Annotated in this window: 21 protein-coding genes; 8 read left to right on the top strand and 13 right to left on the bottom strand. The window is 56.1% G+C overall.

Annotated features, from left to right (window positions below; translation table 11 throughout):
* The first annotated feature begins 118 nt into the window (after positions 1-118).
* Complete coding sequence (locus IXC47_RS00340) at positions 119-1,033, top strand: LysR family transcriptional regulator (protein ID WP_195874369.1); 915 nt, start codon at positions 119-121, stop codon at positions 1,031-1,033.
* On the opposite strand, the gene IXC47_RS00335 is transcribed toward IXC47_RS00340, so the two are convergent.
* The 9 genes from IXC47_RS00335 to IXC47_RS00295 all read right to left on the bottom strand — a co-directional run bounded on the left by IXC47_RS00335 (position 1,030) and on the right by IXC47_RS00295 (position 10,549).
* Positions 1,030-1,629, bottom strand: coding sequence for a nucleotidyltransferase family protein (locus IXC47_RS00335; RefSeq protein WP_195874368.1), 600 nt, complete (start codon positions 1,627-1,629; stop codon positions 1,030-1,032). The genes IXC47_RS00340 and IXC47_RS00335 overlap by 4 nt on opposite strands.
* Complete coding sequence (locus IXC47_RS00330) at positions 1,626-2,258, bottom strand: response regulator transcription factor (protein ID WP_217703441.1); 633 nt, start codon at positions 2,256-2,258, stop codon at positions 1,626-1,628. Before IXC47_RS00330 ends, IXC47_RS00335 begins: the two co-directional genes overlap by 4 nt.
* Positions 2,255-3,325: a sensor histidine kinase gene (locus tag IXC47_RS00325; protein ID WP_195874367.1), complete on the bottom strand. Its 1,071-nt coding sequence runs from the start codon at positions 3,323-3,325 to the stop codon at positions 2,255-2,257. The genes IXC47_RS00330 and IXC47_RS00325 overlap by 4 nt, the downstream gene beginning before the upstream one ends.
* Positions 3,326-3,436: 111 nt before the next feature.
* Positions 3,437-4,162, bottom strand: coding sequence for an MgtC/SapB family protein (locus IXC47_RS00320; protein ID WP_195874366.1), 726 nt, complete (start codon positions 4,160-4,162; stop codon positions 3,437-3,439).
* A gap of 34 nt (positions 4,163-4,196) precedes the next feature.
* Positions 4,197-4,556: a hypothetical protein gene (locus IXC47_RS00315; RefSeq protein WP_175625268.1), complete on the bottom strand. Its 360-nt coding sequence runs from the start codon at positions 4,554-4,556 to the stop codon at positions 4,197-4,199.
* 13 nt (positions 4,557-4,569) lie between these two features.
* Positions 4,570-5,886, bottom strand: coding sequence for a TolC family protein (locus IXC47_RS00310; protein ID WP_195874365.1), 1,317 nt, complete (start codon positions 5,884-5,886; stop codon positions 4,570-4,572).
* A 13-nt stretch (positions 5,887-5,899) separates the two neighbouring features.
* Positions 5,900-9,040, bottom strand: coding sequence for an efflux RND transporter permease subunit (locus IXC47_RS00305; RefSeq protein WP_195874364.1), 3,141 nt, complete (start codon positions 9,038-9,040; stop codon positions 5,900-5,902).
* Positions 9,033-10,253, bottom strand: coding sequence for an efflux RND transporter periplasmic adaptor subunit (locus IXC47_RS00300; RefSeq protein ID WP_230089318.1), 1,221 nt, complete (start codon positions 10,251-10,253; stop codon positions 9,033-9,035). The genes IXC47_RS00305 and IXC47_RS00300 overlap by 8 nt, the downstream gene beginning before the upstream one ends.
* The gene (locus IXC47_RS00295) at positions 10,250-10,549 is read right to left on the bottom strand and encodes a hypothetical protein (protein WP_175625271.1); all 300 of its coding nucleotides are present in this window, start codon (positions 10,547-10,549) and stop codon (positions 10,250-10,252) included. The genes IXC47_RS00300 and IXC47_RS00295 overlap by 4 nt, the downstream gene beginning before the upstream one ends.
* A gap of 553 nt (positions 10,550-11,102) precedes the next feature.
* Here IXC47_RS00295 and IXC47_RS00290 point away from each other — a divergent pair.
* From IXC47_RS00290 to IXC47_RS00270, 5 genes are all read left to right on the top strand, one after another.
* Positions 11,103-12,527, top strand: coding sequence for an acetamidase/formamidase family protein (locus tag IXC47_RS00290; protein ID WP_195874363.1), 1,425 nt, complete (start codon positions 11,103-11,105; stop codon positions 12,525-12,527).
* Between the two features lie 95 nt (positions 12,528-12,622).
* A complete protein-coding gene (locus IXC47_RS00285; protein WP_175625273.1) occupies positions 12,623-12,832 on the top strand; it encodes a XapX domain-containing protein in 210 nt (69 codons plus the stop codon).
* Positions 12,833-12,875: 43 nt separating this feature from the next.
* The gene (locus IXC47_RS00280; RefSeq protein WP_175625274.1) at positions 12,876-13,067 is read left to right on the top strand and encodes a DUF1427 family protein; all 192 of its coding nucleotides are present in this window, start codon (positions 12,876-12,878) and stop codon (positions 13,065-13,067) included.
* Positions 13,068-13,365: 298 nt separating this feature from the next.
* On the top strand, positions 13,366-14,817 hold the full coding sequence (locus tag IXC47_RS00275; RefSeq protein ID WP_195874362.1) for a DUF1254 domain-containing protein: 1,452 nt from the start codon (positions 13,366-13,368) through the stop codon (positions 14,815-14,817).
* 62 nt (positions 14,818-14,879) lie between these two features.
* Entirely contained in the window at positions 14,880-16,295 is a 1,416-nt protein-coding gene (locus IXC47_RS00270; protein ID WP_217703442.1) for a DUF1254 domain-containing protein, read from the top strand.
* A 59-nt stretch (positions 16,296-16,354) separates the two neighbouring features.
* Here IXC47_RS00270 and map read toward each other — a convergent pair whose 3' ends face one another.
* The 4 genes from map to IXC47_RS00250 form a co-directional block, all read right to left on the bottom strand.
* Positions 16,355-17,146 (bottom strand): type I methionyl aminopeptidase, encoded by a 792-nt coding sequence (gene map / locus IXC47_RS00265; protein WP_230089317.1) that lies wholly within the window; start codon positions 17,144-17,146, stop codon positions 16,355-16,357.
* Positions 17,146-17,373, bottom strand: a complete 228-nt coding sequence (locus tag IXC47_RS00260; protein WP_175625277.1) for a ParD-like family protein — start codon at positions 17,371-17,373, stop codon at positions 17,146-17,148. Before IXC47_RS00260 ends, map begins: the two co-directional genes overlap by 1 nt.
* 87 nt (positions 17,374-17,460) lie before the next feature.
* On the bottom strand, positions 17,461-18,891 hold the full coding sequence (locus tag IXC47_RS00255; protein ID WP_230089316.1) for a Cu(+)/Ag(+) sensor histidine kinase: 1,431 nt from the start codon (positions 18,889-18,891) through the stop codon (positions 17,461-17,463).
* Between the two features lies 1 nt (position 18,892).
* Entirely contained in the window at positions 18,893-19,576 is a 684-nt protein-coding gene (locus IXC47_RS00250; RefSeq protein WP_175625279.1) for a heavy metal response regulator transcription factor, read from the bottom strand.
* A gap of 204 nt (positions 19,577-19,780) precedes the next feature.
* On the opposite strand from IXC47_RS00250, the gene IXC47_RS00245 reads away from it, so the two are divergent.
* Together IXC47_RS00245 and IXC47_RS00240 are read left to right on the top strand one after the other, a co-directional pair.
* Positions 19,781-21,667 carry a copper resistance system multicopper oxidase gene (locus IXC47_RS00245; RefSeq protein WP_195874360.1) on the top strand — a complete coding sequence of 629 codons (1,887 nt, stop codon included), beginning with the start codon at positions 19,781-19,783 and terminating at the stop codon, positions 21,665-21,667.
* An 11-nt stretch (positions 21,668-21,678) separates the two neighbouring features.
* Entirely contained in the window at positions 21,679-22,674 is a 996-nt protein-coding gene (locus IXC47_RS00240; RefSeq protein ID WP_230089315.1) for a copper resistance protein B, read from the top strand.
* Positions 22,675-22,699: the final 25 nt, after the last annotated feature.

Genomic DNA, 22,699 nt, shown 5'->3' with positions numbered 1-22,699 from the left:
TAGTATCTGCAGTCCTGAACGCACAATAAATGAAAATGTTAAGATTTGAGAATTCCAAAATATGGAATTCGCGTCAGCGCTATCTGAAAAGCGCATAACGAACAAAAAGGGTGCAAAAGTGCTGAATCGCCTCGAAATGCTTAGACTTTTTTGTGCCGCAGCAGATTCAAGCAGTTTCAAGGAAGCAGCCGCCCGCCTCGGCACTTCGCCGCAGGCGATTACACGCGCGGTGAAGGAGTTGGAAGAAGCGGTAGGCGAGGTACTGTTCCATCGTAATACGCGCGGTATGCAGATTACGGAGTTCGGTACCCAGCTGGCCGAGCATGCGCGTGAGATGGTGACGGGTGTGGACAGCCTGTTTCGCCCCAGTGACAGCCATTCTGATCGTGACCTGGCCGGGGTGGTGCGCATTACCGCGCCGAGCACGATAGGGCGGCGCTATCTGTTGCGCTCCCTGCTGCCTTTATTAAGCCAGCATCCCGGCATCAAACTCGAGTTGAGTGTGACCAATCTGGTGACACATGTGGTCGATAAAAAGATCGATATCGGTGTGCGCATAGGCTTGCCGCGAGATAACCGCTTTGTCGTGCGTCCGGTCGCAAAAGTTGATTTCTTTGTGGTCGCTACGCCGGAATTTATCGCCAAGTGGGGCGTGCCGCGCAATCCGCAGGATTTATCAGCAGTGCCGACGATAGAGTTGACGGATGGTAATACCGGACGGATATGGCCGTGGTATTTCTCGCGAGGCATGCAATTTACACCCAGCATGCCGGTACTGGTGACCGATGATCCGGAAGTGGAGTGCGACGCCGTACTGGCCGGCATGGGCTATGGACAAATATCGAATCACCTGGCCGAGCATCACATACGTGCGGGTCGCCTGGTGACAGTATTGGATAGCTATCAGCCTGAGCCGTGGGAACTGTATGTCTACCGTCCACAGCGCGGTCCGGTACCGGCGCGTATCAGGCTGGTGTTTGACCGCATCGTAGAGATATTGTCAGACCCGGATACGTTCAATGAGGGGCGTTAAACCGCGGCCTTGAGGTCGGCCGAGGTATCGATGTCGTGATGTATGCCGGGATCGTCGACTTCAATTTGGGTGAGCGGATGCGCTTTTAATAGGGTGCGCGCACCCTGATCACCGCCCAGCAACAGTAGTTCAGCTATGTGTTTGCTACTGAAAGCAACCGGATTGCCGCGTTGTCCCTGATAAAAGGGCGCGACCATATCGGCTCCTTGCTTCAACGCCTCAGCCAGTGCGGCTATCGTCGTTGCCTGCACATGCGGCATATCCGCCAACGCGATGACCCATCCCGCTGCATGTCGACGTTGCGTCAACGCGCATACCAATGACACGCCCATACCCTGATCAGCGTCCGGGCAGATCGCAAGCTGACAGCCCAGTTCCGCCAACTCGTGCGCGACGGCGTCATCCGCATTGCGTACAACGGCCGTGACTTGCGGTAACGCGGCGAGCAGCTTGCTCGCCGCTGCTACGACGACCTTGTCGCCCTGGCGGGTAGTTTGCAGCAATTTGTTTTGCGCACCGGACGGATCAAAGCGCGTGCCCCGGCCTGCTGCCAGCAGGATGCCGACGATCTGATCGTGATCTGGGGATCGCTTCATATCTTGAGCTTCTCGGAAATCTTGACGAGGTCGGCCAGCGATGAAGTTTCCATCTTGCGCATGGCAGCGCCGCGGCGCACCTTGACTGTCACCTCGCTGATGTTCAGGGCTGCTGCAATTTGCTTATTCAGCTGGCCTTGCACGACCAGTTGCACGACTTGCTTTTCACCTGCAGACAGCGAGTTCCAGCGTTTTTGCAGTTGTGCGCTGATCGCATGCTCGGCACGTGCCACGCGATTGATTTCTATACCGTGCTGGATCGCATCGAGCAAATCCTGGTCACGGAAAGGTTTGGTCAGGAATTCGATCGCGCCATTTTTCATCGCCTGCACACCCATCGCGATGTCGCCGTGGCCGGTGATGAAGATGGTAGGTAGTTGTATGCCCAGCTCTGTCATCTGGCGATGGAAATCCATGCCGCTTTGACCCGGCATGCGGATATCCAGTACCAGGCAGCCCGGTGCATCTGCCATTTTGTGTTTGAGGAATTCCATGGTCGAGCCAAAGCAGGCTGACTGCAATCCTACCGATGCCAGCAAATCCTCCAGTGCGGCGCGCACCGAACTATCGTCATCGATGATGTAGACGATGGCTGCTTCCATCCCGCTTGTCGATGCCGTTGCATTCATGCTGCGTTCCCTTCTGCGAGCGGCAGGCTGAATTTAAAAATGGCGCCGCCGTCAGTATGCTCTTCGGCCCATATGCGGCCGCCGTTGGCTTCTATGATAGTGCGGCTGATCGCCAGTCCGAGTCCTATGCCTGTGCCTTTGGTGGTCCAGAACGGATCGAATATATGTGCAATGCTGCCTGCGGCAAATCCGCCGCCGCTATCGATGATGCTGAACTGTACTGTGTGCGGCGCACTCAGCGCTGATTGAATCCTGATTTCTTTCTTTTTGTCCTGATAGTCTGCCATCGCTTCACTGGCATTGAGCACCATATTAACGATGACTTGCTGGATCTGCACGCGGTCTGCCAATACCTGTGGCAGGTTTTCATCGAGACTGAGGTCTATGCTTATGCCTTGTGCCTCGACATCCGTGCGCGAGATGGCGACGACTTCGTGTATCGCCTGATTCAGGTCAAAGTGACTCTTGTGTGGCTGTTCGCCCTGAGTCAGGCCACGCACACGCGCAATGATGTCGCTGGCTCTGTGTGCGTCACCGAGTATGCGTTCGACTGCCTGTTTTGCCTTATCCAGATTAGGTGGTTGCTGATCGAGCCAGCGCTGGCAGGCATTGCCACTGGTGGCGATCGCAGCCAGCGGCTGATTGACTTCGTGCGCGATCGACGTGCTCAATTCGCCCAGACTGGTGACGCGGGCGATGCGCAGCAGTTGTGCCTGTGCCTGCTGCGCGGCAGCTTGTGCCGCATTCATTTTCAGCGCCAGGTAAGTGGTGATGGCGATTGCCACTATGCTGATGCAGGAATTGATCAGGCCAACCTGGTAGGAACCGAATTTGGTCAGGGCAAAACTGAATATGGTCAGGAAGATGCAAAGACCGGCGAGGAGGATGAGTGCGCGCGCCGATATCAGGCGTGCCGCGACCAGGATCACTGCCGTGTAGAAACCGGCGGCGGCAACTGCATAGTCGGTAACCGTGTCCGCCACAAAGATGACGGCCATGGCGACGAGCAGGCCTGCCATGCTCAGGACGCGATGGGAACGTAAAGGTCTGCCGATGTCGTGTTTCATATTGAATAGCTCTAGAGGGTGATCAGCCGCTTATGTCTGCTCCGACAGTAATATAACCGTATCTGATCCTGCATAGGGTGGGGCAGGAGGATGGCTGGTTTTATTCTTCCCTTACTCTTCTGAACTGGCATTCCAGAACGCTTGTTGTACGCCGTGCTCCTGCAGCAGGACGGTCATGACATCGTCCAGCTCCCCTGCCTCGATCGCAGTCGCGTACAGGGTGGCTTCGATTTCCACGTCATTGTTACCAAAGGGATGCTGGTCGACTGCGCGTACCGGATAGTTGGATTCCTCAAGCAGTGCCACCATCTTTTCATGGACTTCTGCCTGGTAGTCACGTTCGCAGATGACGTAGACGGTATAGGTCGCTTCGCTGAATTCTTCCTGCAGCGGACGACGGTTGATGCGGTTGACGACAGGGCGCAGCAAGGTATTGGCTGCCAATACGAACATCGCGGCCAGCACGGCTTCCGGAAACATTTTCGCTCCGGCACAGGAACCGACCGCAGCCGAACCCCATAGCGTGGCGGCCGTATTCAGGCCGAATACATTCGAGCCTTCTTTCATGATCGCGCCTGCACCGAGGAAGCCGATGCCAGACACCACATAGGCGACGACTTGCAGCGGGCCGGGTGAGCCGCCATGTACATCATGAAAGCGTACGGCCAGATCGACGAAGACCGCCGCACCGACTGCCACCAGTGTGTTGGTACGCAGACCTGCGGTACGTTGCCGTATCTGGCGTTCGAGGCCGATGACGGCGCCGAGTATGAAGGCGACGCTGAGGCTGGCGAGGGAAGCCAGCCAGACCGAGAATTGAAAAGTGGGCCAAATCATGATGTGCCCCGCTTGCGATAATGAGTATGAATATTCAGTTTTTATGACGAGTGGGAAGTACGGCTTCCAGTGTTGCATCGCGTATGTTGATGTAGACCGTGTCACCTGTTTGTACCGGAGCAAGCGCAGGTATTTTTACGATGCGCTTACGCTTGCCTTTCAGCACGCGATACGTGACGAGCGCAAAAGTGTTATCGACTGTGGGTGTGACGCGCTCAGGATGATCGTCCTGGATTAGGCAACTCAAGCCATCGCGCTGCGTGCTTAGCTGTTCCACGATTGCCGCACGCCAGCCATCTGAATAATCGTATTTGCCTTCGTACAGTGTCGAGCAGGCGGTTGCTAGCGGCAGCATGATGGCGAGAACTATCATGCCGAGTTTGCTGTGAGTCATCGACGTCATCCAATCAGAGCGATGGTTGCTCACCAATGGCAAGCTGGAGCTGTACGGTAGCGGTCGCCATGTCCGCTTCAGATTGCAGATAGGCGAGGTAGGCTTCATCCGCCGAACGCTGCGCCGCCAACAATTCCAGCAGCGAGGCTGCGCCATTACGATAGGACAGGCGTATGCCATCCAGCATGCGGTTCGCGTTTACTAGTACGTCCTTGCGGTAATGATCGACGTTTTCACGGGCGGCGATGAAGCGCTGATGTGCGGTGCGTACGTCCGATTCCGCCTTGAGTTCAGACTGGTTCAGACCGAGCATGGCTTGTGTGACGGCAGATTCTGCTTGCACGATGTCGCCACGATTGAGGCGCGACAGCGGGATGGGAGTGCTGATGGATAAGGCCAGTACATTGGAGCGTGAAGTACCGTCTATCGCGTTGCCACCCTGGTCGAAACCACCCGGATAGCCACGGGTAGAGGTGACGCCCAGTGACACGGTCGGATCGACCGAGCGGTTTGCGCGTGTCAGCGAGGCGTTGTCGTGTGCATGCTCCAGCGTGGCGCGTGCAATCAATACATCCTGGCGTGATTGCAAGGCTTCCGGGATCAGGGCTTCGATATCGTTACCACGCTCGAATGGCGTAAAGCCGCATTCCAGGGCGGCCATGCCGAATACATCCTCAACTCGTCGTCCCAATGTGAGCGAGAGCGCCAGTCGTGCTGATGCAGCATCTGCGCGCGACTGCGTGACATCGGCCTGGAACTGGTCGCGTTCCACGCGTGATTGCAGCAATTCGATGCCGCCTACATCGCCAGCCTTGCGTCGTACCTCGTTGACCCGCACGATGTCGGACAGGGCTTTGAGTGTATTCTCCTTGCGCGCCAGTACGTCGCGGGTGCGGCATGCCTCGGCGAAGGCGATGGCCGAATCGCTGTATAACTGTTGTTTGAAACCGGCGACTGTGGCTTCAGTCAGCATCACATTGCTGCGTGCTGATTTGATGCGCGCATCGCGTTTGCCGCCAGTCTCTATCGTCATACTGAGCGATGGGCCACGGCTGACGGGACGCGGATGGATCGCACTGACAGTTTCACGCGAGGCGCTATAGGTGAACTCTGGGTCTGGGCGTATGCCAGCTATGCCGACGCCTGCTTCAGCAGCGACGATGGTCTCGCGTTGTGCTGCCAGCTCCAGGCTGTTGGTTTCGACTGCGGTCAGGTAATTTTTAAAATTCAGTTTTGTGGCTGGCGCATTCTGGGCGCGCACGGTATGTACCGTCAGTCCGCCCAGCGCCAGTATCAGCATCTGGCTGATGGCGATTTTCTTGAATGTCATGTTCAGCTCCGATTCAGCTGTTAGGCAGTGAGCCAACTTCGTCGCTGGCACCGTCTGTTGCTTGCGCTTTTTGCGCACGCAGCAAGGCTTTGGTTTCGACGCTGGCTTCTATCAATTGGTAAAGGGCGGGTAGCATCAGCAGCGTCAATGCAGTCGCGCTGATCAGGCCGAACACCACGACGGTCGCGAGCGGGCGCTGTACGTCGCTGCCTAGACCGGTGGCCAGCATCGCCGGGGTCAGGCCGAAGGCGGCGACGGTGGCGGTCATGAGTACCGGACGCATGCGACTGGTCGCGCCTTCGAGCACAGCCTCATGCAGTGATTTCCCTTCATCGCGCCGCAAGCGATTGATTTGGGCGACCATCAATACGCCACCGAGTACCGCGACGCCAAACAGAGCGATGAAGCCGACCGCGCTCGAAACGTTCAATGTCATGCCGCGCAAATGCAGCCCGGCAAAACCTCCGACCATGGCTAGCGGTACGACGCCCAGCACCAGCAAGGGCTGGCGCAGGTTGCCAAATTCACCGAACAGCAGCAGGAGCATGATGCCCAGCGTCAGCGGCAGGATCACGAACAGGCGTGCTTCGGCACGTTGCAGGTTTTCGAACTGTCCACCCCATTCAATGTGCAGGCGCTGTTTGTCGTATTCGACCTCGCGCTCTATGGTTGGCTGCGCTTCGGCCAGAAAGCTGGCCAGATCGCGGCCGTGTACATTCAGCTTGACCAGGATGTGGCGTTCGCCACGTTCACGCACGATGACACTCTGGCCGGTGGTGGTACTGATACGCGCTACATCGGCCAGCGGTATCTTGGCACCATTGACAGCGGTCAGGCGCAGGTCGGCGATCGCTTGCGGGTTGGCGCGGGTCTCCGGCGAGAAACGCACGGTCATGTCGTAGTTCTTTTCACCGACATAGAGTTGCCCGATGGAGGCGCCACCGATACCGGTGGAGATCAGCTGCGCGACGTCAGAAGCATTGATGCCATAGCGTGCCGCTGCCGCACGATCCAGGTCTATGCGCAAATTCGGCAGTGGTGGTTCAACGTCGACTACCACGTCAGCCGCACCGGGCACCTTGCGCAAGGTGGTAGCGACATGCTCGGCGATACGGCGGTCTTCTTCCAGATCAGGGCCAAAGATCTTCACTGTCAGGTCGCTGTGCGCGCCGGATAGTTTGTCTTGCACGCCATCTATCATCGGTTGCATGAAGCCGATGGCGTAGCCGGGCATTTGCGCATAGCGTTCACCGAGCCGACGTATCAATTCCTGCTTGCTGATACCAGACTTCCAGCTGTCGTAAGGATGCAGCGCAATGCTGGCCTCGATATGCGAAGGCGTCCAGTAGTCGGTACCGTCATCGTTGCGGCCGGTTTGCGTGACGACGCTGGAGACTTCGGGGAATTCCAGCGTAGCTTTGCGCAGCTCGGTCGCCATTTCGCTGGCTTTGTCCAGCGTGATGCCGGACGGCATTTGCACTTGTAACCAGATTGAGCCTTCATCCAGATAGGGCAGGAAGTCGCGCCCTATGGTTCCGGCCAGCAGCAATAGCGTGACCAGCATGGCGGCTATGCTGGCTGCCAGCCAGCGCCACTGACCAACAGTGCGATTGAGGAAGGCGGCGTAAGCTGTGTTGAGTTTTTCCAGTACCGGGTTGTGGAAGATCTTGCGCGGGCGGCGGAATGCCAGCCATGCCAGGCCGGGCGTCAGCATCAGCGCCACTGCGAGTGCACCGACGAGCGCAGCACCAACTGCATACGCCATAGGCGAGAACAGCTTGTACTCGATGCGTTCAAACGCAAACAGCGGCAGGTAGGCAGCGGCAATGACACTCATGCCAAAGAAGATGGGGCGTGCGACTTGCAGCGTGGCGGTGATCGCATCACGCGGTGTCAGCGCTTTGCCTTCCTGCTTTTCACGGCGGCGCAAGATGTTTTCCACTACCACCACTGCACCATCGACCAGGATGCCAAAGTCGATCGCACCCAGCGATAGCAGGTTGGCCGGTACCTTGGCGTGATGCATGAAACTGAAGGCAAATAGCAGCGCCAGCGGTACCGTGAGTGCGACGATCAGCGCCGCACGCGGGCTACCGAGGAAGAGCAGCAGTACCAGCGTGACGACTATCATCCCTTCCAGCAGCGTCTTGCCTACCGTATGCGTGGTCGCTTCGATCAGGCTGCTGCGATCCAGATAGGGCACTAGTTTGACGCCGCGCGGCAATAGTTTGTCATTGATCTCGCGTACTGCTTCATGGATGCCGTTCAGGGCGATCGATGGATTGCTGTCCTTGAGCAGCAGGATGACGCCGGAAATCGAATCCGCCTTGTCGTCCTTGCCGAGGATACCGCGTCGTTCCACATTGCCGTAGGTGAGCTTGCCCAGGTCTTTGGTAAGGACTGGCACGCCGCCTACGCTTTTGATGACGACGTTGCCCATATCGTCCAGTGAGCGCAGCAAGCCGACGCCGCGCACGACATAGGATAGTTCGCCGCGATCAATGACGCTGCCGCCGCCGCTTTGATTATTGGCGTTAATTGCATCGATCACTTCACTCAAGGTGAGACCATACTGGGTCAGGCGTGCCGGATCGAGTTCCAGCATGAACTGGGTCGTGAGGCCACCATAGTTGGTCACATCGACCACGCCCTGTATTTTTTTCAGACGCGGGATGACGCTCCAGAACTGTAGTTCGGATAGTTCACGCAAGCTGTGGGTATTGCTTTCCAGCGTGTAGCGATAAATTTCGCCGGTCGGCGAGGTGTACGGATCCAGGCTGGCTTTGGCGTCATACGGCAGATCGACTTCATTCAGCCGTTCCTGCAGGCGCTGGCGTGCCCAGTAACCATCAACGCCATCCTGGAACACGACGGTGATGAGGGACAGGCCGAACAGGCTGCGCGAGCGCAGTACATGCATGCCGGGCGTAGCCAGCAATGCACGTTCCAGCGGTACCGTGATTTGCTGTTCTATCTCCTCCGCTGCGAGGCCGGGTACTTGCGTGACTATCTGCGAGGTCACGTCGGCGATGTCGGGGTAGGCTTCCAGAGGTAGTTGTTTCCAGCTGAAGACGCCATACAAGGCGGCGAAAGCAAACACCAGCCAGACGATGCCGCGGCGATGAAAGCAGGTATGGACGATGCGTTCAATCATTGAGCAGCACTCCATCCTTGATGACGATGCGGTCGCCGAGTTTCAGGCCGGAAGTCACTTCCACGCGATCATGCAGTTGCGCGCCGACAGTCACGGTACGCGGCGTGTAGTGGTGCGCTCCCTGTTCGATGAAGACACGCACTTCCAGTCCGTTCTGCTGGATGGCTGACAGCGGTATCGTGAGCGCTTCCTGTTTCTGTCCGTCAAACGCTACATGCGCAAACATGCCAGGACGGAAACGTCCATCTGTGTTGGTCACAGCGACGCGTACTTTGACGCTGCGGGTTTCCGGGTCCAGTATTTCGCCGACGTAGCGCACGATGCCTTCGACTTGCTGATCGGGGTAGGCATTGAGTGTGATGTGCGCTTTTTGTCCGACGAACACTTGCCTGAGATCGCGTTCCGCCACATTGGCGGTGAGCCAGACGGTGGACAGGTCGGCCACCGTCATGATCGGTGCATTGATGTCATTCCAGTAGCCACCTTGTGAACCTGCCATCTCAATCACACGGCCGCTGATAGGCGAGCGCAGTACATATTCGCTGCGGGAGTGGGTTTGCTTCGCGACGCCCAGTTGCGCCAGCCGATCCGCTGCCGCATGGGCATCGCTGTCGGCGCTATCCATGGTCAGCTGTGCTGCTTCGTAATCCTTCTTTGCCGTGATGTCAGCATCAAACAGCAACTTCTGGCGTGCGAAGTCACGCTGTGCCTGTGCTTGTGCGTTACGGGCTTTCGTATATTCGGAACGGGCGCTGGAGATTTCTGCCGAGTCGAGTGTGAAGAGCGGATCGCCAGCCTTGACCGGATCACCCAGCGTACGCTGCAAACGGATGATGCGGCCGGGTACCGGTGGCGCAACCTTGACCAGTTTTTCCGCGACGGCTTCGATGACGCCGGGTGCAGTCAGCGAGCGTTCGATCTCGCTGAGCTCTACCGCTTCGACCACCAGGCGTGCGCGCAGTGGCGACGCTTCCGATACTTCTATCACGCTGCCTTTGCGTATGACTGCTGTGTCCTTGTCTTTATGCGTTTCCGCCTTTGCGGGCTGTTCATTGCAACCTGCAAGGGCGATACACAGCAATACCAGCGTAATGACAGCGATGAATGGGCGCGTATGTTTTTTGACATAGGTATGCGGGCCGCTCCCTTGAGTCGCGTTGTGCGTGACTTGGGATAGTTCGGTGTACACACCGGTGACGAGTAGGGACATCATGCGAATTGCCTCCGGAGTTGGTGCGCCGGAACGCGGCAGGGATTAGTGATGTTTTGCTCCAGCTGAAAACCCATAGGGCGCAGTTTTTCGCGTGCGCTCTGCGGCAGGTGACGCAATATCGAGGTGCGTTCCGACGCGGAGAGCAGGGACAGCGCATCGGCTGCCACACGTGGCGAGCAGTTCAACAGTGCCTCGGTGAATGCGAGTACACCGTGTTCGGTGAAGAGCTGTTGCAGGTTGCCGATGCGACGGCTGGCGACGGCTGCGCGTAGTGCGAGGTAGATGTGGTGTTTCATGAGCAGCTTCCTTAAGTACGGACCCGGCAGGAAGCTGGCTCAGTGATCAGGCGATGAGCGGCCTCCGGCCAGGAGCCAGATGAATGGAAAGTGGTAAAGAAATAGGGAGAGTGTTGTGACTACAACTAGAGTCGGGGTCCATGCTCAGCTCCTGGGCAAATAAAAAATGAGGGCGACTAACGAGCCCGCGGCGATATTGCGATGCCGCATAAATGCTTGCGTTCCGGTATTTATGCAACGGCATGAATTTTGCCATTCGCGTCGGCTTAGAACCAGTGTGCCTTAGACCCTATTTACTGACTATACGCATACCCCGGATATACCAAGGTATATCTGCAAAATTGCAAGGGATGGTCGTGCGGGCATGAGGATGTTGCAGGTGCACAGGGAATAGTCTTTTTCGGCTCCGGATCCTCGTTTAACGCGCTTGAGCGCTGGATTTGACAACAAATCGTACGCTTGCAGACAAGATTCCGAAATCAGGCGCTCCTATGATCTGAACCAGACCACAACACAGTGGCATATCAGAATAAATAATTAGGAGACGAGCATTATGTCAGACCATATTTGCAGTGCTGGATGCAACCACTTTTCGCATCTGAACGATCCCGATTTGATGGGCGAATTTGCCGAAGCCCGTAAGAACCTGCGCACCGCGATAGGCGGCACGCCAAGTGCAGGTACCCTGGGCCTGGCCGGTGTCACCCAGCGTGCACTGCCATCCAAGAAAGCGGGCGAACAAGTCAGTCACTACTACGTTCCAGCCAACGATAAAACCGTGCACTGGGGCTTCTTCAGCAAAAAGATGGATCCGCTGCTGAAGGTGGAATCCGGTGACTACGTCACGATAGAAACCGTGACCCATCACTCGAATGACGATATTGACCGTATGGTCAAGGGCGACAAGGGCGTCGAAGCCATTTTCCATTGGGATGCCAAGAGCAAGGCCGTCGACCGTCGCGGCATGGGTCCTATGGATCATCCACTCGGCGCAGGCGGTGGTATCGGCGTGCACGTTTGTACCGGCCCTATCTTTATCAATGGTGCGGAACCGGGTGACGTGCTCGAAGTGCGCATCGTCGATACCATGCAACGTCCATCGGGCAACCCTGACTATCGCGGCAAAACTTTCGGTTCCAATGCTGCGAGTAACTGGGGTTTCCACTACAACAATCTGATCACCGAGCCTAAAGGCCGTGAAGTCATCACGATTTATGAAGTCGACGCCAAAGGCGAGCAATCGTGGGCCAAGGCTGTATATAACTATCGCTGGACACCGCAAACCGATCCGTTCGGCGTCGTCCATCCGATCATCGACTATCCAGGCGTACCAGTCGACAAGAACTCGATCAAACCGAACTATGACGTACTCAAGGGTTATGAAATCCCTGTGCGTCCGCACTTCGGCATGATAGGTGTGGCACCAGTTGAAGCAGACATCGTGTCGTCGATTCCACCGGGCTATACCGGCGGTAACTTCGATAACTGGCGTATGGGTAAAGGCGCGACTGCGTTCTTCCCGGTCGCAGTGGCAGGCGGTATGTTCTCGGTCGGTGATCCGCATGCATCGCAAGGTGACGCGGAGCTGTGCGGCACGGCGATCGAATGCTCGTTGACCGGCTTGTTCCAATTCATCCTGCACAAGAAAGCGGATCTGCCAGGTACCAAACTGTATGGCCTCGACTATCCATTGCTGGAAACAGCAAGCGAGCTGGTTCTGCACGGCTTCAGCTTACCTAACTACCTGAAGGAACTCGGCGACAATGCAGAAACCAAGATCCTCGAGAAATCCTCGCTGGATACCGCGATGACTGATGCCTTCAACAAGACCCGTCGCTTCCTGATGGATACCCGCGACCTGACCGAAGACGAAGCAATCTCGCTGATCTCGGTATCGGTCGACTTTGGTATCACGCAGGTGGTGGATGGCAACTGGGGCGTACACGCCATCATCAAGAAAGCCATTTTCCCGAAGTAAAAGAGTTGAGCCGGCACTGACGCAAGTCAGGTGCCAGCCAGATGCAAAAATTTTAAGCGGCAACTATTGCCGACCAACCAGGAGGAGAAGTAAACATGCAAGTAGAACACGTCTATGTAGGCAGAAATGAAATCGTGGCGCTGGTCGTCGGTCTCATCACAGGCACCCTGTACTCATGGCTGAGTTTGCCGATTCCAGCACCACCGGTGCTCGGCGGCATCTTCGCGATCATCTTTACCTACATCGGTTACCTGATCGTGCAGCGCGTACGTAAAGCGGTAGTCTTCGGCGCGCCGAAAAAATAAGGCACTTACGCCATCACTCATTTAAAAAATACAGGAGACTATCATGGTTGAAATTGGCTTCGGTCAAACCGAAATTCTGGCGTCCGTTGTCGGACTTGTTACCGGCCTCATCTACACATCGGTGCGCGCACCTATCCCGGCACCGAACGTGCTCGGCGGTATTTTCGCTATCCTTGGTACCTTCATCGGCTACGTCTTCGTCGCCGCGATGCGAGGGCAACTGGTGTTTGTGTAACTAGCCAGCGGCTGCTAGCCGTTCGCATAAAAGCCCGCATCTCATATCAGGATGCGGGCTTTTCCTTTTTCGCGCTCCATGTTCATGGGGTGTTCCCACGCCAGTCTGCAAAAAGTTCTGCCCTAAAGGGCAATGCCACTAGTCCCTACAGGCAATAGCACTGCCTCTTTCATTTTGCTATTTTGAGTTTCGCTACATGCTGCGGCATCGCGGTGTGTCTCGCTGGTCGCCCGTAAACTGCACTCCTGCTGTTTATTTTCCTGCTTGTTTGTGTCTAACAAAGTGAAAGGAACATCGCATGAAAACCGGAATTTCATTGTTTGCCATGACGCTGCTGGGAGTGCTTGCAGGTTCACCTGCATATGCAGATGATTACAAATTCAAGGGTGGTTATCCGACGCCAGAAACTGTACGCAAGGCATACGACAGCCTGGACCTGAATCGCGCTATCCAGACCTATCGCATTTTTTATCCGACGGTATCCGGATATGCAATGCTCAAGGGGAATGAAAAGATTGGTATCTTCCCCAACAAGGTGTCCGGCACCCTCGATACGCAGCCTAAGCATATAGGTTACACACTCAATTCCGACACGCCTTACGCACCACTGTTTCTCGATCTGAGCAACGGGCCTATGGTGGTGGAACTGCCGGCTGGGCCGCTCATCTGCATTGCTATGGACATCAACCAGCGCTGGGTCGCGGATCTGGGAGTGCCTGGTCCGGCAGCGGGCAAGGGTGACAAAGTCGTGTTCCTGCCGCCCGGCTATAAGGGGGAGGAACCTAAAGGTTATCGGATCGCGCGTTCAACGACGTATCAAATGCTGGTAGGTATACGCTCACTACCGGTAGCGGGTGACGTGCCTGGTGCGATTGAGCGTATCAAGACCATCAAGGTACGACCACTCAATCCGGATGCGAACTGGACGGAGTGGAACGCATCAGCATGGAAAGACCTGACGCCCCAGCCACAAGATTCGACGCCGCTGGCCTGGGAAAACAATTTTAAATATTGGGAAGCGCTGAACGAAGTCGTACAAAAAGAAGCGCCATTCGACGGCTATCGCGATGCCTATGGCGAACTCGCGGCCCTGGGTATTGATAAGGGCAAACCGTTTCAGCCTGATGAACGCAGCAAACGCATCCTGACCGAAGCTGCAAAAATTGCCAATGCCCAGATGCGTGTCGAGTCCTTTGCCGACCGTCGGGCAGATCGCATCGTATGGCCGGATCGTAAATGGGAATGGGCTGCGCTGCGCTTTGAGGATGGTGACTTCAATGCCGCCAACTATGTTGATACCTATGCACGCGACAAATGGTACTTCCAGGCCATAGGTTCGTCACCGGCCATGTTCCGTCGTGATCCGCAAGCAGGATCGCTGTACTGGCTCGCCCAGCGTGATGGCTCCGGAGCTTTTCTTGATGGCAGCAAAAATTACAAGCTAGTTGTCCCGCAGCCTGTGCCGGGTCATTTGTTCTGGTCAGTCACTGTCTACGATGCGGAAACACGCAGCCAGGTAGTCACGGACCAGGGCAAGGCTGCACTGCGTTCCCTCTTTGAGTTGAAGGACGTACCCAAGACTGGTGCGACCGAACTCTATTTCGGTCCCAAGGCACCCAAGGGCAAAGAAAACCACTGGATACAGACCAAACCGGGCAAGGGCTGGTTCGTCTATTTCCGGATTTATGGTCCGGAAGCTGCCGCTTTCAATGGTTCTTGGAAACCGGCTGACTTTGAATTGGTGAAGTAGGGTGCCACGCATGCATGTCGATCTGACTGATGTTTTGTACGCAAAGTAAAGGGAGCATCATCGTGAAAAAACTAGTCGCATTCCTGACCGCGCTATGTGCCATGTGCTCGACTTCGGCGTGGAGCGCAAACTCCCCGTCCGTGGAAAAAAAGGCCGACCTAGTCGAGCGAACGATCTACCGCCGGGCAGTGGAAGCTGTCATGTGGGGCATGCCTGCTGTGAATTACGAGCGCATGCTGCAGGCGGCGTCCGATAACGGTGCCAAGCTGAATCAGGTGGTCTATTGGTCGCGACCGGTGAATTGGAAAAACCAGACGCTGACGCCCAATCCGGACACGATCTACCTTAACCCTTTCTATGACACGAAGAACGGCCCGATAGTGGTGGAAATTCCACCGGCTGATGCCGGCCATGTGATCGTTGGCAGCTTCGATGTGGCGTGGCAGAACGCGCTGGCTGATGTCGGTCCGGCTGGTATGGATAAGGGCAAGGGTGCCAAGTATTTGATCACGCCACCGGGATACAAGGATAAAGCGCCGGATGGTTACATCGTGCTGCCATCCGAAACTTACCGTGGCTTCGTGATCCTGCGCTCCAACTTCAAGAGCCGCAGCGACGTCGACATCAAGTCTGCTGTCGATCACGGCAAGAGGGTGAAGGTTTATCCGCTGGGTGGCAATCCGGATGCGACGGTGTTTGTCGATGCTTATGACCAACCGTTTGACGCCACGATTCCTTACGATGCGAGTTTCTTTGAATTGCTCAACCGCTTCGTGCAGCAAGAGCCGTGGCTTACGCGCGACAAAGTCATGATAGATACATTGAAGACGCTGGGCATAGAAAAGGGCAAGCCCTTCAAGCCGGATGCAAAGACCAAGGCCATCTTGAGCAAGGCTGCGCAAGAGGCGCATGCTGTCATAGACGTGAAATACGAAGGGGGTTTCGTGCCGCCATTCTTTGAGCGGACGCACTGGTCGGTGCCTGTTCCACCAGAAACGCGCGATGGCCTGGGCAACAACTTCGCAGATCCTAATGAATACGGACTCGACGGTCGTGCGGTGATGTACCACATGGCTTACTTCAGCGCGAAAGTGCTAGGCGCAGGCCAGTTCTATCTCATCAATATCGTCGATCGTGCTGGCAAGCCCTTGCAGGGAAAAAATACCTATCGCCTCAGGGTTCCGCCTAACGCGCCTATCGAACAATACTGGTCGGTGACTGCCTATGATCGCGGGACGCACGCACTCATCAAAGGCGTGTCACGTCCTAGTCTTGCTTCGAATGACACGACAGTGCAAAAGAATGCAGACGGTTCGACCGATATTTACTTTGGTCCGACGGCACCTGCAGGCAAGCAATCCAATTGGGTGCCTACCGATGCTAAGCGACAGTTTGAGTTGTTATTCCGACTGTATGGGCCGAAGAAAGAATTTGCCGAGAAAACCTGGGTGTTGCCCGATGTCGAGCAGCTCAGGTAAAGAGCGGTGATGCCGCTATCAATCCAGACCTGCACTGCCATGGCGGCAGTGCAAATTGGTCAAGCGGAGATGGGGGAGTATACGCCGTAGCCGTCTGGCCACGGCGTCAGGACTTCAAATCCGGTTTCCGTCACCGCCACCATATGCTCCCATTGTGCCGAGAGCGAGTGATCCTTGGTCACCACGGTCCAGCCATCTGCCAATTCCTTTGAATGGCGTTTGCCTGCGTTAATCATTGGTTCTATCGTGAACACCATCCCGGGCTGTAACTTCACCCCCGCACCCGGCTGACCGTAGTGCAGCACCTGCAAGTCTTCGTGATAAATCCGGCCTATGCCATGTCCACAATATTCGCGCACGATGCTGAATCCTTCACGATGCGCGACCGATTGAATTGCATAGCCGACGTCACCTAATGTCCCACCGGGTTTGACTGCAAGTATCCCTGCGCGCATGGCTTCATAAGTCGTTTCGACCAGGCGCTTCGCGAGTATGCTGGGTTGGCCTACGTAATACATGCGGCTGGTATCGCCATGCCAGCCATCCTTGGTCAAGGCCACATCGATATTGATGATGTCGCCATCCTTCAATACTTTATCGGAAGGGATGCCGTGGCAGATGACATGGTTGACCGACGTGCATATCGTTTTTGGGAAGCCGTGATAACCGATGTTGATAGGCACTGCATGCAGCACATCAACGATGTAATCGTGGCATAGCTTATCCAGCTGATTGGTGGTGACGCCGGGTTTGACGTGTTCGCCTATCATGCGCAGGACGTCTGCCGCCAGGCCACCGGAAATACGCAGCATCGCAATGTCGGCTGCGCTCTTGATTTCAACTTTAGGCATCAGCTTTTTTCCAGTGAGAGATTGATGTCACGACTGGATGCTCCCGCCTGCTGCTCGGCCTCTATCAATTTCTGACAGATCTCGTTGTAGCAAAGCCCGGGATTCAATTCTGCAATCATGCCTACGCGCAGCCAGTGTTCGGCTTGCGAATTGATGGAGCGACTCATCGCGCCGCTGGTCAGGCGCAGATTGGTATGCATTTCTTCGGTGATTTTGACGATGCCCATGATATTGGTGTTTATATAAAATATGTATAAAACGTATATGAAACGTATACTATCATGGGCCGCGATAAAGTGACAGCTGTCACCGCATTAAGTCTTTTGGATATGCGGCAAGCTGAGCTCAAACTTAATCCGCGCCTGCTCCGATGTAGCCTGCACCGTCCCACCATGCGCTTCGGCTATGGACTTGACGATAGCCAGACCCAGCCCGGCACCCGATGTTTTACGCTTGCGCGAAGGATCGGTGCGGAAGAAGCGATCAAACAGTTTCGGCAAGTCTTCCTTGACGATCTGTTCGCCCGGGTTCTCTACGCTTACTGTGGTCTTTTGTTTGTCTTGCGACAAACGCACGATGACGGTGGAACCGGGGGCAGAATACTGGATGGCGTTGGAGATGAGGTTGCTGAGTGCGCGCAGCATCATTTCGCGGTCGCCCTGTACAGGCATCGCATGTCCTTCCAGTTTGAGCGTGATGCTGGCTTCTTCGGCCAGCGCTTCAAAGTAGTCGAACAAGTCCTGGATCATGGCTGCGATCGAGATTTCCGACAGATGCAGATTGTGCGGATCGTTCTCGGTCTGTGCCAGGAACAGCATGTCGCTGATCATGCGGCTCATGCGTTCGAATTCTTCCAGGTTGGAATACAAGATTTCGCGGTATTCGGTTGATGAGCGGCTTTGACTGAGTGCGACTTCGGTTTGCATGACGAGGTTGGTGACGGGGGTGCGCAGCTCGTGGGCGATGTCGGCGGAGAAGTTGGCCAGTTTCGCAAAACCATCTTCTATGCGTCCCAGCATATCGTTGAACGATGCCGCGAGTTCTTCCAGCTCGATTGGGACTTCAGTCGGATCGAGCCGCACATCCAGGCGTGACGAACGGATGGCGCGGATATCGCGCGACACCTTGCGGATCGGCCTATGGCCCCATTGCACCGCGCACCAGGCGACGATGAGTGCGATGACGGAGACGATTAGCGTGGCCCACCATAAGATGGTCTTGAACATCGTCAGGAATTCCAGATGGAAGTCGATGTCCATCGCGATCGCGACGATGAACGGGGTGCCGCCAGGTGTCGCTTCAGGTCCGACTTCCAGCGCTGCGCCACGATACGATCTGCCATTGTCTTTCCAGATGACGACGTCCTCGTCGTTGATGGCAGAATCGAATTTGTCGCGCTTGAGCAAGCGGCTCAGGTCTGCACCATGACCGATGTAGACCGGGCTGCCTGACTTGGTGTACACGCTATAGGCGACGCCGTGACGGCCGATGGCGATGGCGGCAAGCTGTTTTGCCATCGCGGAATCCTTGCCTTCCTGATGCGGCACTTCGTTCAGAGTCTTGACCACGGCTCCGGCGACCGCTTGCAGTTCGGTGGTGTCCTGCTCGGCGAAGTGCATTTCCAGTGAACGCACGATCACCCAGTTGAAAGCCATGAACACCAGCGTGGTGGTGATGCCGACCAATATGGTGACCCGCAGCGCGAGTGAAGCGGGGCGGCGTTTCTCGGCGCTGGTACCAGTCATATCAGTTCTCATCCGGAATATCTAAGGTGTAGCCCATGCCGCGCACGGTATGGATGAGCTTGGGCTCATACGGTTCGTCCATCTTGGCACGCAGGCGGCGTATCGCAACGTCGATGACATTGGTGTTGCTATCGAAATTCATATCCCAGATTTGCGACGCGATGAGCGAGCGCGGCAGTACTTCACCACGGCGCCGTGCCAGCAGTTCCAGCAAGGCAAACTCTTTATTCGTCAACACGATGCGCTGGCCCATGCGCGTGGCCTTGCGGCGTGCGAGGTCGAGCACCAGGTCGGCGATCTGCAACTGGTCTGATTGGGCGGGAACATTCCTGCGTCGTAACAGGGTTCTGACATGTGCCAGCAATTCAGAAAAGGCAAACGGTTTGATCAGGTAGCTGTCCGCCCCCAGCTCCAGTCCTTTGACGCGGTCATCGACGCTGCCACGTGCGGTCAGGAACAGTACCGGCACCTGGTGTCCGGCATCGCGCAGTGATTTGACGATATGCCAACCATCCACATCGGGCAGCATTACATCCAGCAGTACCAGGTCGTAGGACTCGTTCATGGCCATGTGATGACCGTCGAGGCCATTCCGTGCCACATCAACCACGAACCCGGCTTCCCGCAGGCCTTGCCGGATGTAGTCCGCAGTCTTGTTCTCGTCTTCCACGACCAATATTTTCATTGCTTCCTCTGTTGGTAGTCCGGCTAAGCCGACGCACAGGCGTATTTTTACACGTCAAACCGGCTACTTGATGGAATCCGGCATGAAGATGACATCAACATTACAGGAATGTAATGAAGTGGTAATTTCCCTGACAGTCGTTGCCCCCTAGGATAGCTACCATCGCGTTTTTGATCCGCCGTTTGATTTATTGAGGAATTACACATGTCACGTCGATTACCCATCATCCTTCCTTCTGCCGGCTTGAGCCGCAGACGGTTTGTGCAGGGCCTGGCTGCGGGCGGGGTGCTGGCCAGCCTGTCGGTACCGGTCCTGAGTGCCGTCGCACGGGGGGAGCAGGTGAGTCGCGGCGCAGCGCCGGTACTGCGTGGCAATGAATTTGACCTGGTAGTGGAAGAGTTACCAGTCAATTTCACCGGCAAGCCGGGTCTGGCGGCCACCATCAATGGTTCATTACCCGCACCCACACTGCGCTGGCGCGAAGGCGAGACCGTCACCATACGGGTGCACAATAAGCTGAAAGAAAGCACCTCTATACACTGGCACGGCATTATCCTGCCGTATCAAATGGATGGCGTGCCGGGCATCAGCTTTGCCGGTATCCCGGCCGGCACCACTTTCACTTATCGCTTCAAGGTCCAGCAAAGCGGCACTTACTGGTATCACTCGCACTCCGGTATGCAGGAACTGACTGGCATGTATGGCGCCATCATCATCGATCCGGCAGGTCCCGAGACCATACGCGCCGACCGCGATCATGTCGTGCTGCTGTCCGACTGGACCGATGAAGATCCTATGCGTGTCTTCGCCAAACTGAAGTCGCAGGGCGATTACTACAACTACAACCAGCCTACCGTGATCGACTTCTTCCGCGATGCCGCACGTGATGGATTTGGTGCAGCCTTTGACAAACGCAAGATGTGGAACGAGATGCGCATGAGTCCGACTGACCTGGCGGACCTGTCTTCGAAGACTCTCACTTACCTCACCAATGGCATCACACCCGCCGGTAACTGGACCGGCTTGTTCCGTCCGGGCGAACGCGTGCGTCTGCGCATGATCAACGGCACAGGTAATACTTTCTACGACGTGCGCATACCCGGCCTGAAGTTAAAGGTAGTGCATGTCGATGGTCTAGATGTTGAGCCGGTGACGGTAGATGAATTCCGCTTCGGTCCCGGTGAAACCATAGACGTCCTGGTGGAACCCAAGGACGAGGCTTACACCCTGTTTGCGCAATCGATGGACAGAACCGGATTTGCGCGCGGCACGCTGGCAGTACGCGAAGATCTGCAAGCTCCCGTTCCTGCATTGGACAAGGCTGAATGGCTGACCATGCGCGACATGATGGGGGACATGCAGCATGGCTCGGGCGGTCATGGCGGCATGAATCACGGTGGCATGGCAGGTATGGACCATAGCGGCATGGCTGGCATGGGCGGCATGAACATGGATCACAGTGCGATGTCCGGCATGGATGATGGCGGCATGATGAGCATGGATGGCATGAGCATGATGGATGGCGACTCCAAGTCAGCCAAGTCCGGACTGGCAGTGCCGTCCAAGACCGCGCGGCACGCACGCACCGAGTATGGTTCGAGTACTGATATGCGCGTCGATATGGCGCGTACCAATCTGGATGATCCGGGCATAGGCTTGCGTAACAATGGTCGTCGCGTGTTGACACTGGCTGACTTGCGCACGCCATCAGGACCGATAGATAAACGCGAACCCGGGCGCGAAGTTGAGCTGCACCTGACTGGCAATATGGAGCGCTACAGCTGGTCGATAGACGGGCTGGAATTCGGTAGTTCTACACCCATCCATTTTCGTTATGGCGAACGTCTGCGCGTCATCCTGCATAACGACACCATGATGACGCATCCCATGCATTTGCACGGTATGTGGAGCGACCTGGAAAGTCCCGACGGTGAATTCCTCGTACGTCGCCACACCTTGCCGGTACAACCGGCACAGCGCATCAGCTTTTTGGTGACGGCCGATGCGCTCGGACGCTGGGCCTGGCATTGCCACCTGATGTTCCACATGGACGCGGGCATGTTCCGCGAGGTCGTGGTGTCTGAGAAATGATGGGGAAGCAAATGATATTGAAAGCAAAAAATCTGCAGGTCGTAGTGCTGGTCTGCGCGTCCTTCGGCAGTGTCGCCGCATATGCGCAGAGCACAGACCCGCACGCAGGACATGGCGCAATGCAAATGGATGCTGCTGATCCACATGCTGGTCACGATATGAAAGCAAAGCCGGCAGCGGCCGATCCGCATGCAGGCCACGACATGTCAGGTGGTGCTGCACCCGAGCCTGCGATGGATCACGGCGCTATGCAAATGCAGGGTGGTTCGGCTCCGGCAGATGCGCGTGATCCGCACGCCTATTCCAATGGCATCAAGCTGGGCGACGGCGATTACATGGTGCCTGGTGTTGATCGTCTGATGCTGGCAGACGAACATACATTTGCATCCCTACGCGGTGAGCAACTGGAGCGCAGGTTTAACGACGGTGGCAATGACGCGACCGCATACAGCTTGCAAGGCTGGTACGGCACCACTTACAACCGTTTTGTCATCAAGGCCGAAGGCGATGCGGAAAAACGTCGGATCCAGGAATCACGCACCGAGTTGCTGTGGAGCCGTGCAATTGCATCGTACTGGGATGTGCAGGCGGGTGTGCGTCTGGACTCCAGTCGCGAAGGCCCGGATCGTCAATGGGCTGCGTTTGGTATCCAGGGGCTGGCACCGTACTGGTTTGAAGTGGATGCCACGGCCTATATCGGTAGTGGTGGACGTACCGCATTGCGAGTCGAAGCCAGCTACGAGCTCCTGATCACGCAAAAACTGATACTCGAACCCAAAGTAGAACTGCAAGCATTTGGCAAACGCGATCCGGCACTCAGGCTCGGCAGTGGTTTAGCCGAAGCGTCTGCGGGCTTGCGTCTGCGCTATGAATTCACGCGTCAATTTGCGCCTTACATCGGTGTCGAGCGCGCCGGCAGCTTTGGCGAAACGGCAGATTTTGTACGTGCTGAAGGCGGCAAGCCAGTCAAAACACGCTTTGTTGCCGGTTTGCGTTTCTGGTTTTAAGTCTGGCTTCATTAACTATTAAAAG

This window comes from Herminiimonas contaminans, from assembly GCF_015645465.1.
Classification (GTDB): domain Bacteria; phylum Pseudomonadota; class Gammaproteobacteria; order Burkholderiales; family Burkholderiaceae_D; genus Oxalicibacterium; species Oxalicibacterium contaminans.
Note: the sequence above shows the minus strand (reverse complement) of the source record. Positions and strands in the feature narration are given on the sequence as shown.

Excerpts from the sequence above, each read along its gene's own strand:
- IXC47_RS00280 (WP_175625274.1), top strand. The coding sequence starts at position 12,876 with ATGGTTGAAATTGGCTTCGGTCAAACCGAAATTCTGGCGTCCGTTGTC.
- IXC47_RS00290 (WP_195874363.1), top strand. The coding sequence starts at position 11,103 with ATGTCAGACCATATTTGCAGTGCTGGATGCAACCACTTTTCGCATCTG.
- IXC47_RS00335 (WP_195874368.1), bottom strand. The coding sequence starts at position 1,629 with ATGAAGCGATCCCCAGATCACGATCAGATCGTCGGCATCCTGCTGGCA.
- IXC47_RS00240 (WP_230089315.1), top strand. The coding sequence starts at position 21,679 with ATGATATTGAAAGCAAAAAATCTGCAGGTCGTAGTGCTGGTCTGCGCG.
- IXC47_RS00295 (WP_175625271.1), bottom strand. The coding sequence starts at position 10,549 with ATGAAACACCACATCTACCTCGCACTACGCGCAGCCGTCGCCAGCCGT.
- IXC47_RS00255 (WP_230089316.1), bottom strand. The coding sequence starts at position 18,891 with ATGACTGGTACCAGCGCCGAGAAACGCCGCCCCGCTTCACTCGCGCTG.
- IXC47_RS00275 (WP_195874362.1), top strand. The coding sequence starts at position 13,366 with ATGAAAACCGGAATTTCATTGTTTGCCATGACGCTGCTGGGAGTGCTT.
- IXC47_RS00285 (WP_175625273.1), top strand. The coding sequence starts at position 12,623 with ATGCAAGTAGAACACGTCTATGTAGGCAGAAATGAAATCGTGGCGCTG.
- IXC47_RS00245 (WP_195874360.1), top strand. The coding sequence starts at position 19,781 with ATGTCACGTCGATTACCCATCATCCTTCCTTCTGCCGGCTTGAGCCGC.
- IXC47_RS00300 (WP_230089318.1), bottom strand. The coding sequence starts at position 10,253 with ATGATGTCCCTACTCGTCACCGGTGTGTACACCGAACTATCCCAAGTC.
- IXC47_RS00305 (WP_195874364.1), bottom strand. The coding sequence starts at position 9,040 with ATGATTGAACGCATCGTCCATACCTGCTTTCATCGCCGCGGCATCGTC.
- IXC47_RS00320 (WP_195874366.1), bottom strand. The coding sequence starts at position 4,162 with ATGATTTGGCCCACTTTTCAATTCTCGGTCTGGCTGGCTTCCCTCGCC.
- IXC47_RS00325 (WP_195874367.1), bottom strand. The coding sequence starts at position 3,325 with ATGAAACACGACATCGGCAGACCTTTACGTTCCCATCGCGTCCTGAGC.
- IXC47_RS00315 (WP_175625268.1), bottom strand. The coding sequence starts at position 4,556 with ATGACTCACAGCAAACTCGGCATGATAGTTCTCGCCATCATGCTGCCG.
- IXC47_RS00250 (WP_175625279.1), bottom strand. The coding sequence starts at position 19,576 with ATGAAAATATTGGTCGTGGAAGACGAGAACAAGACTGCGGACTACATC.
- map (WP_230089317.1), bottom strand. The coding sequence starts at position 17,146 with ATGCCTAAAGTTGAAATCAAGAGCGCAGCCGACATTGCGATGCTGCGT.
- IXC47_RS00260 (WP_175625277.1), bottom strand. The coding sequence starts at position 17,373 with ATGGGCATCGTCAAAATCACCGAAGAAATGCATACCAATCTGCGCCTG.
- IXC47_RS00330 (WP_217703441.1), bottom strand. The coding sequence starts at position 2,258 with ATGAATGCAACGGCATCGACAAGCGGGATGGAAGCAGCCATCGTCTAC.
- IXC47_RS00310 (WP_195874365.1), bottom strand. The coding sequence starts at position 5,886 with ATGACATTCAAGAAAATCGCCATCAGCCAGATGCTGATACTGGCGCTG.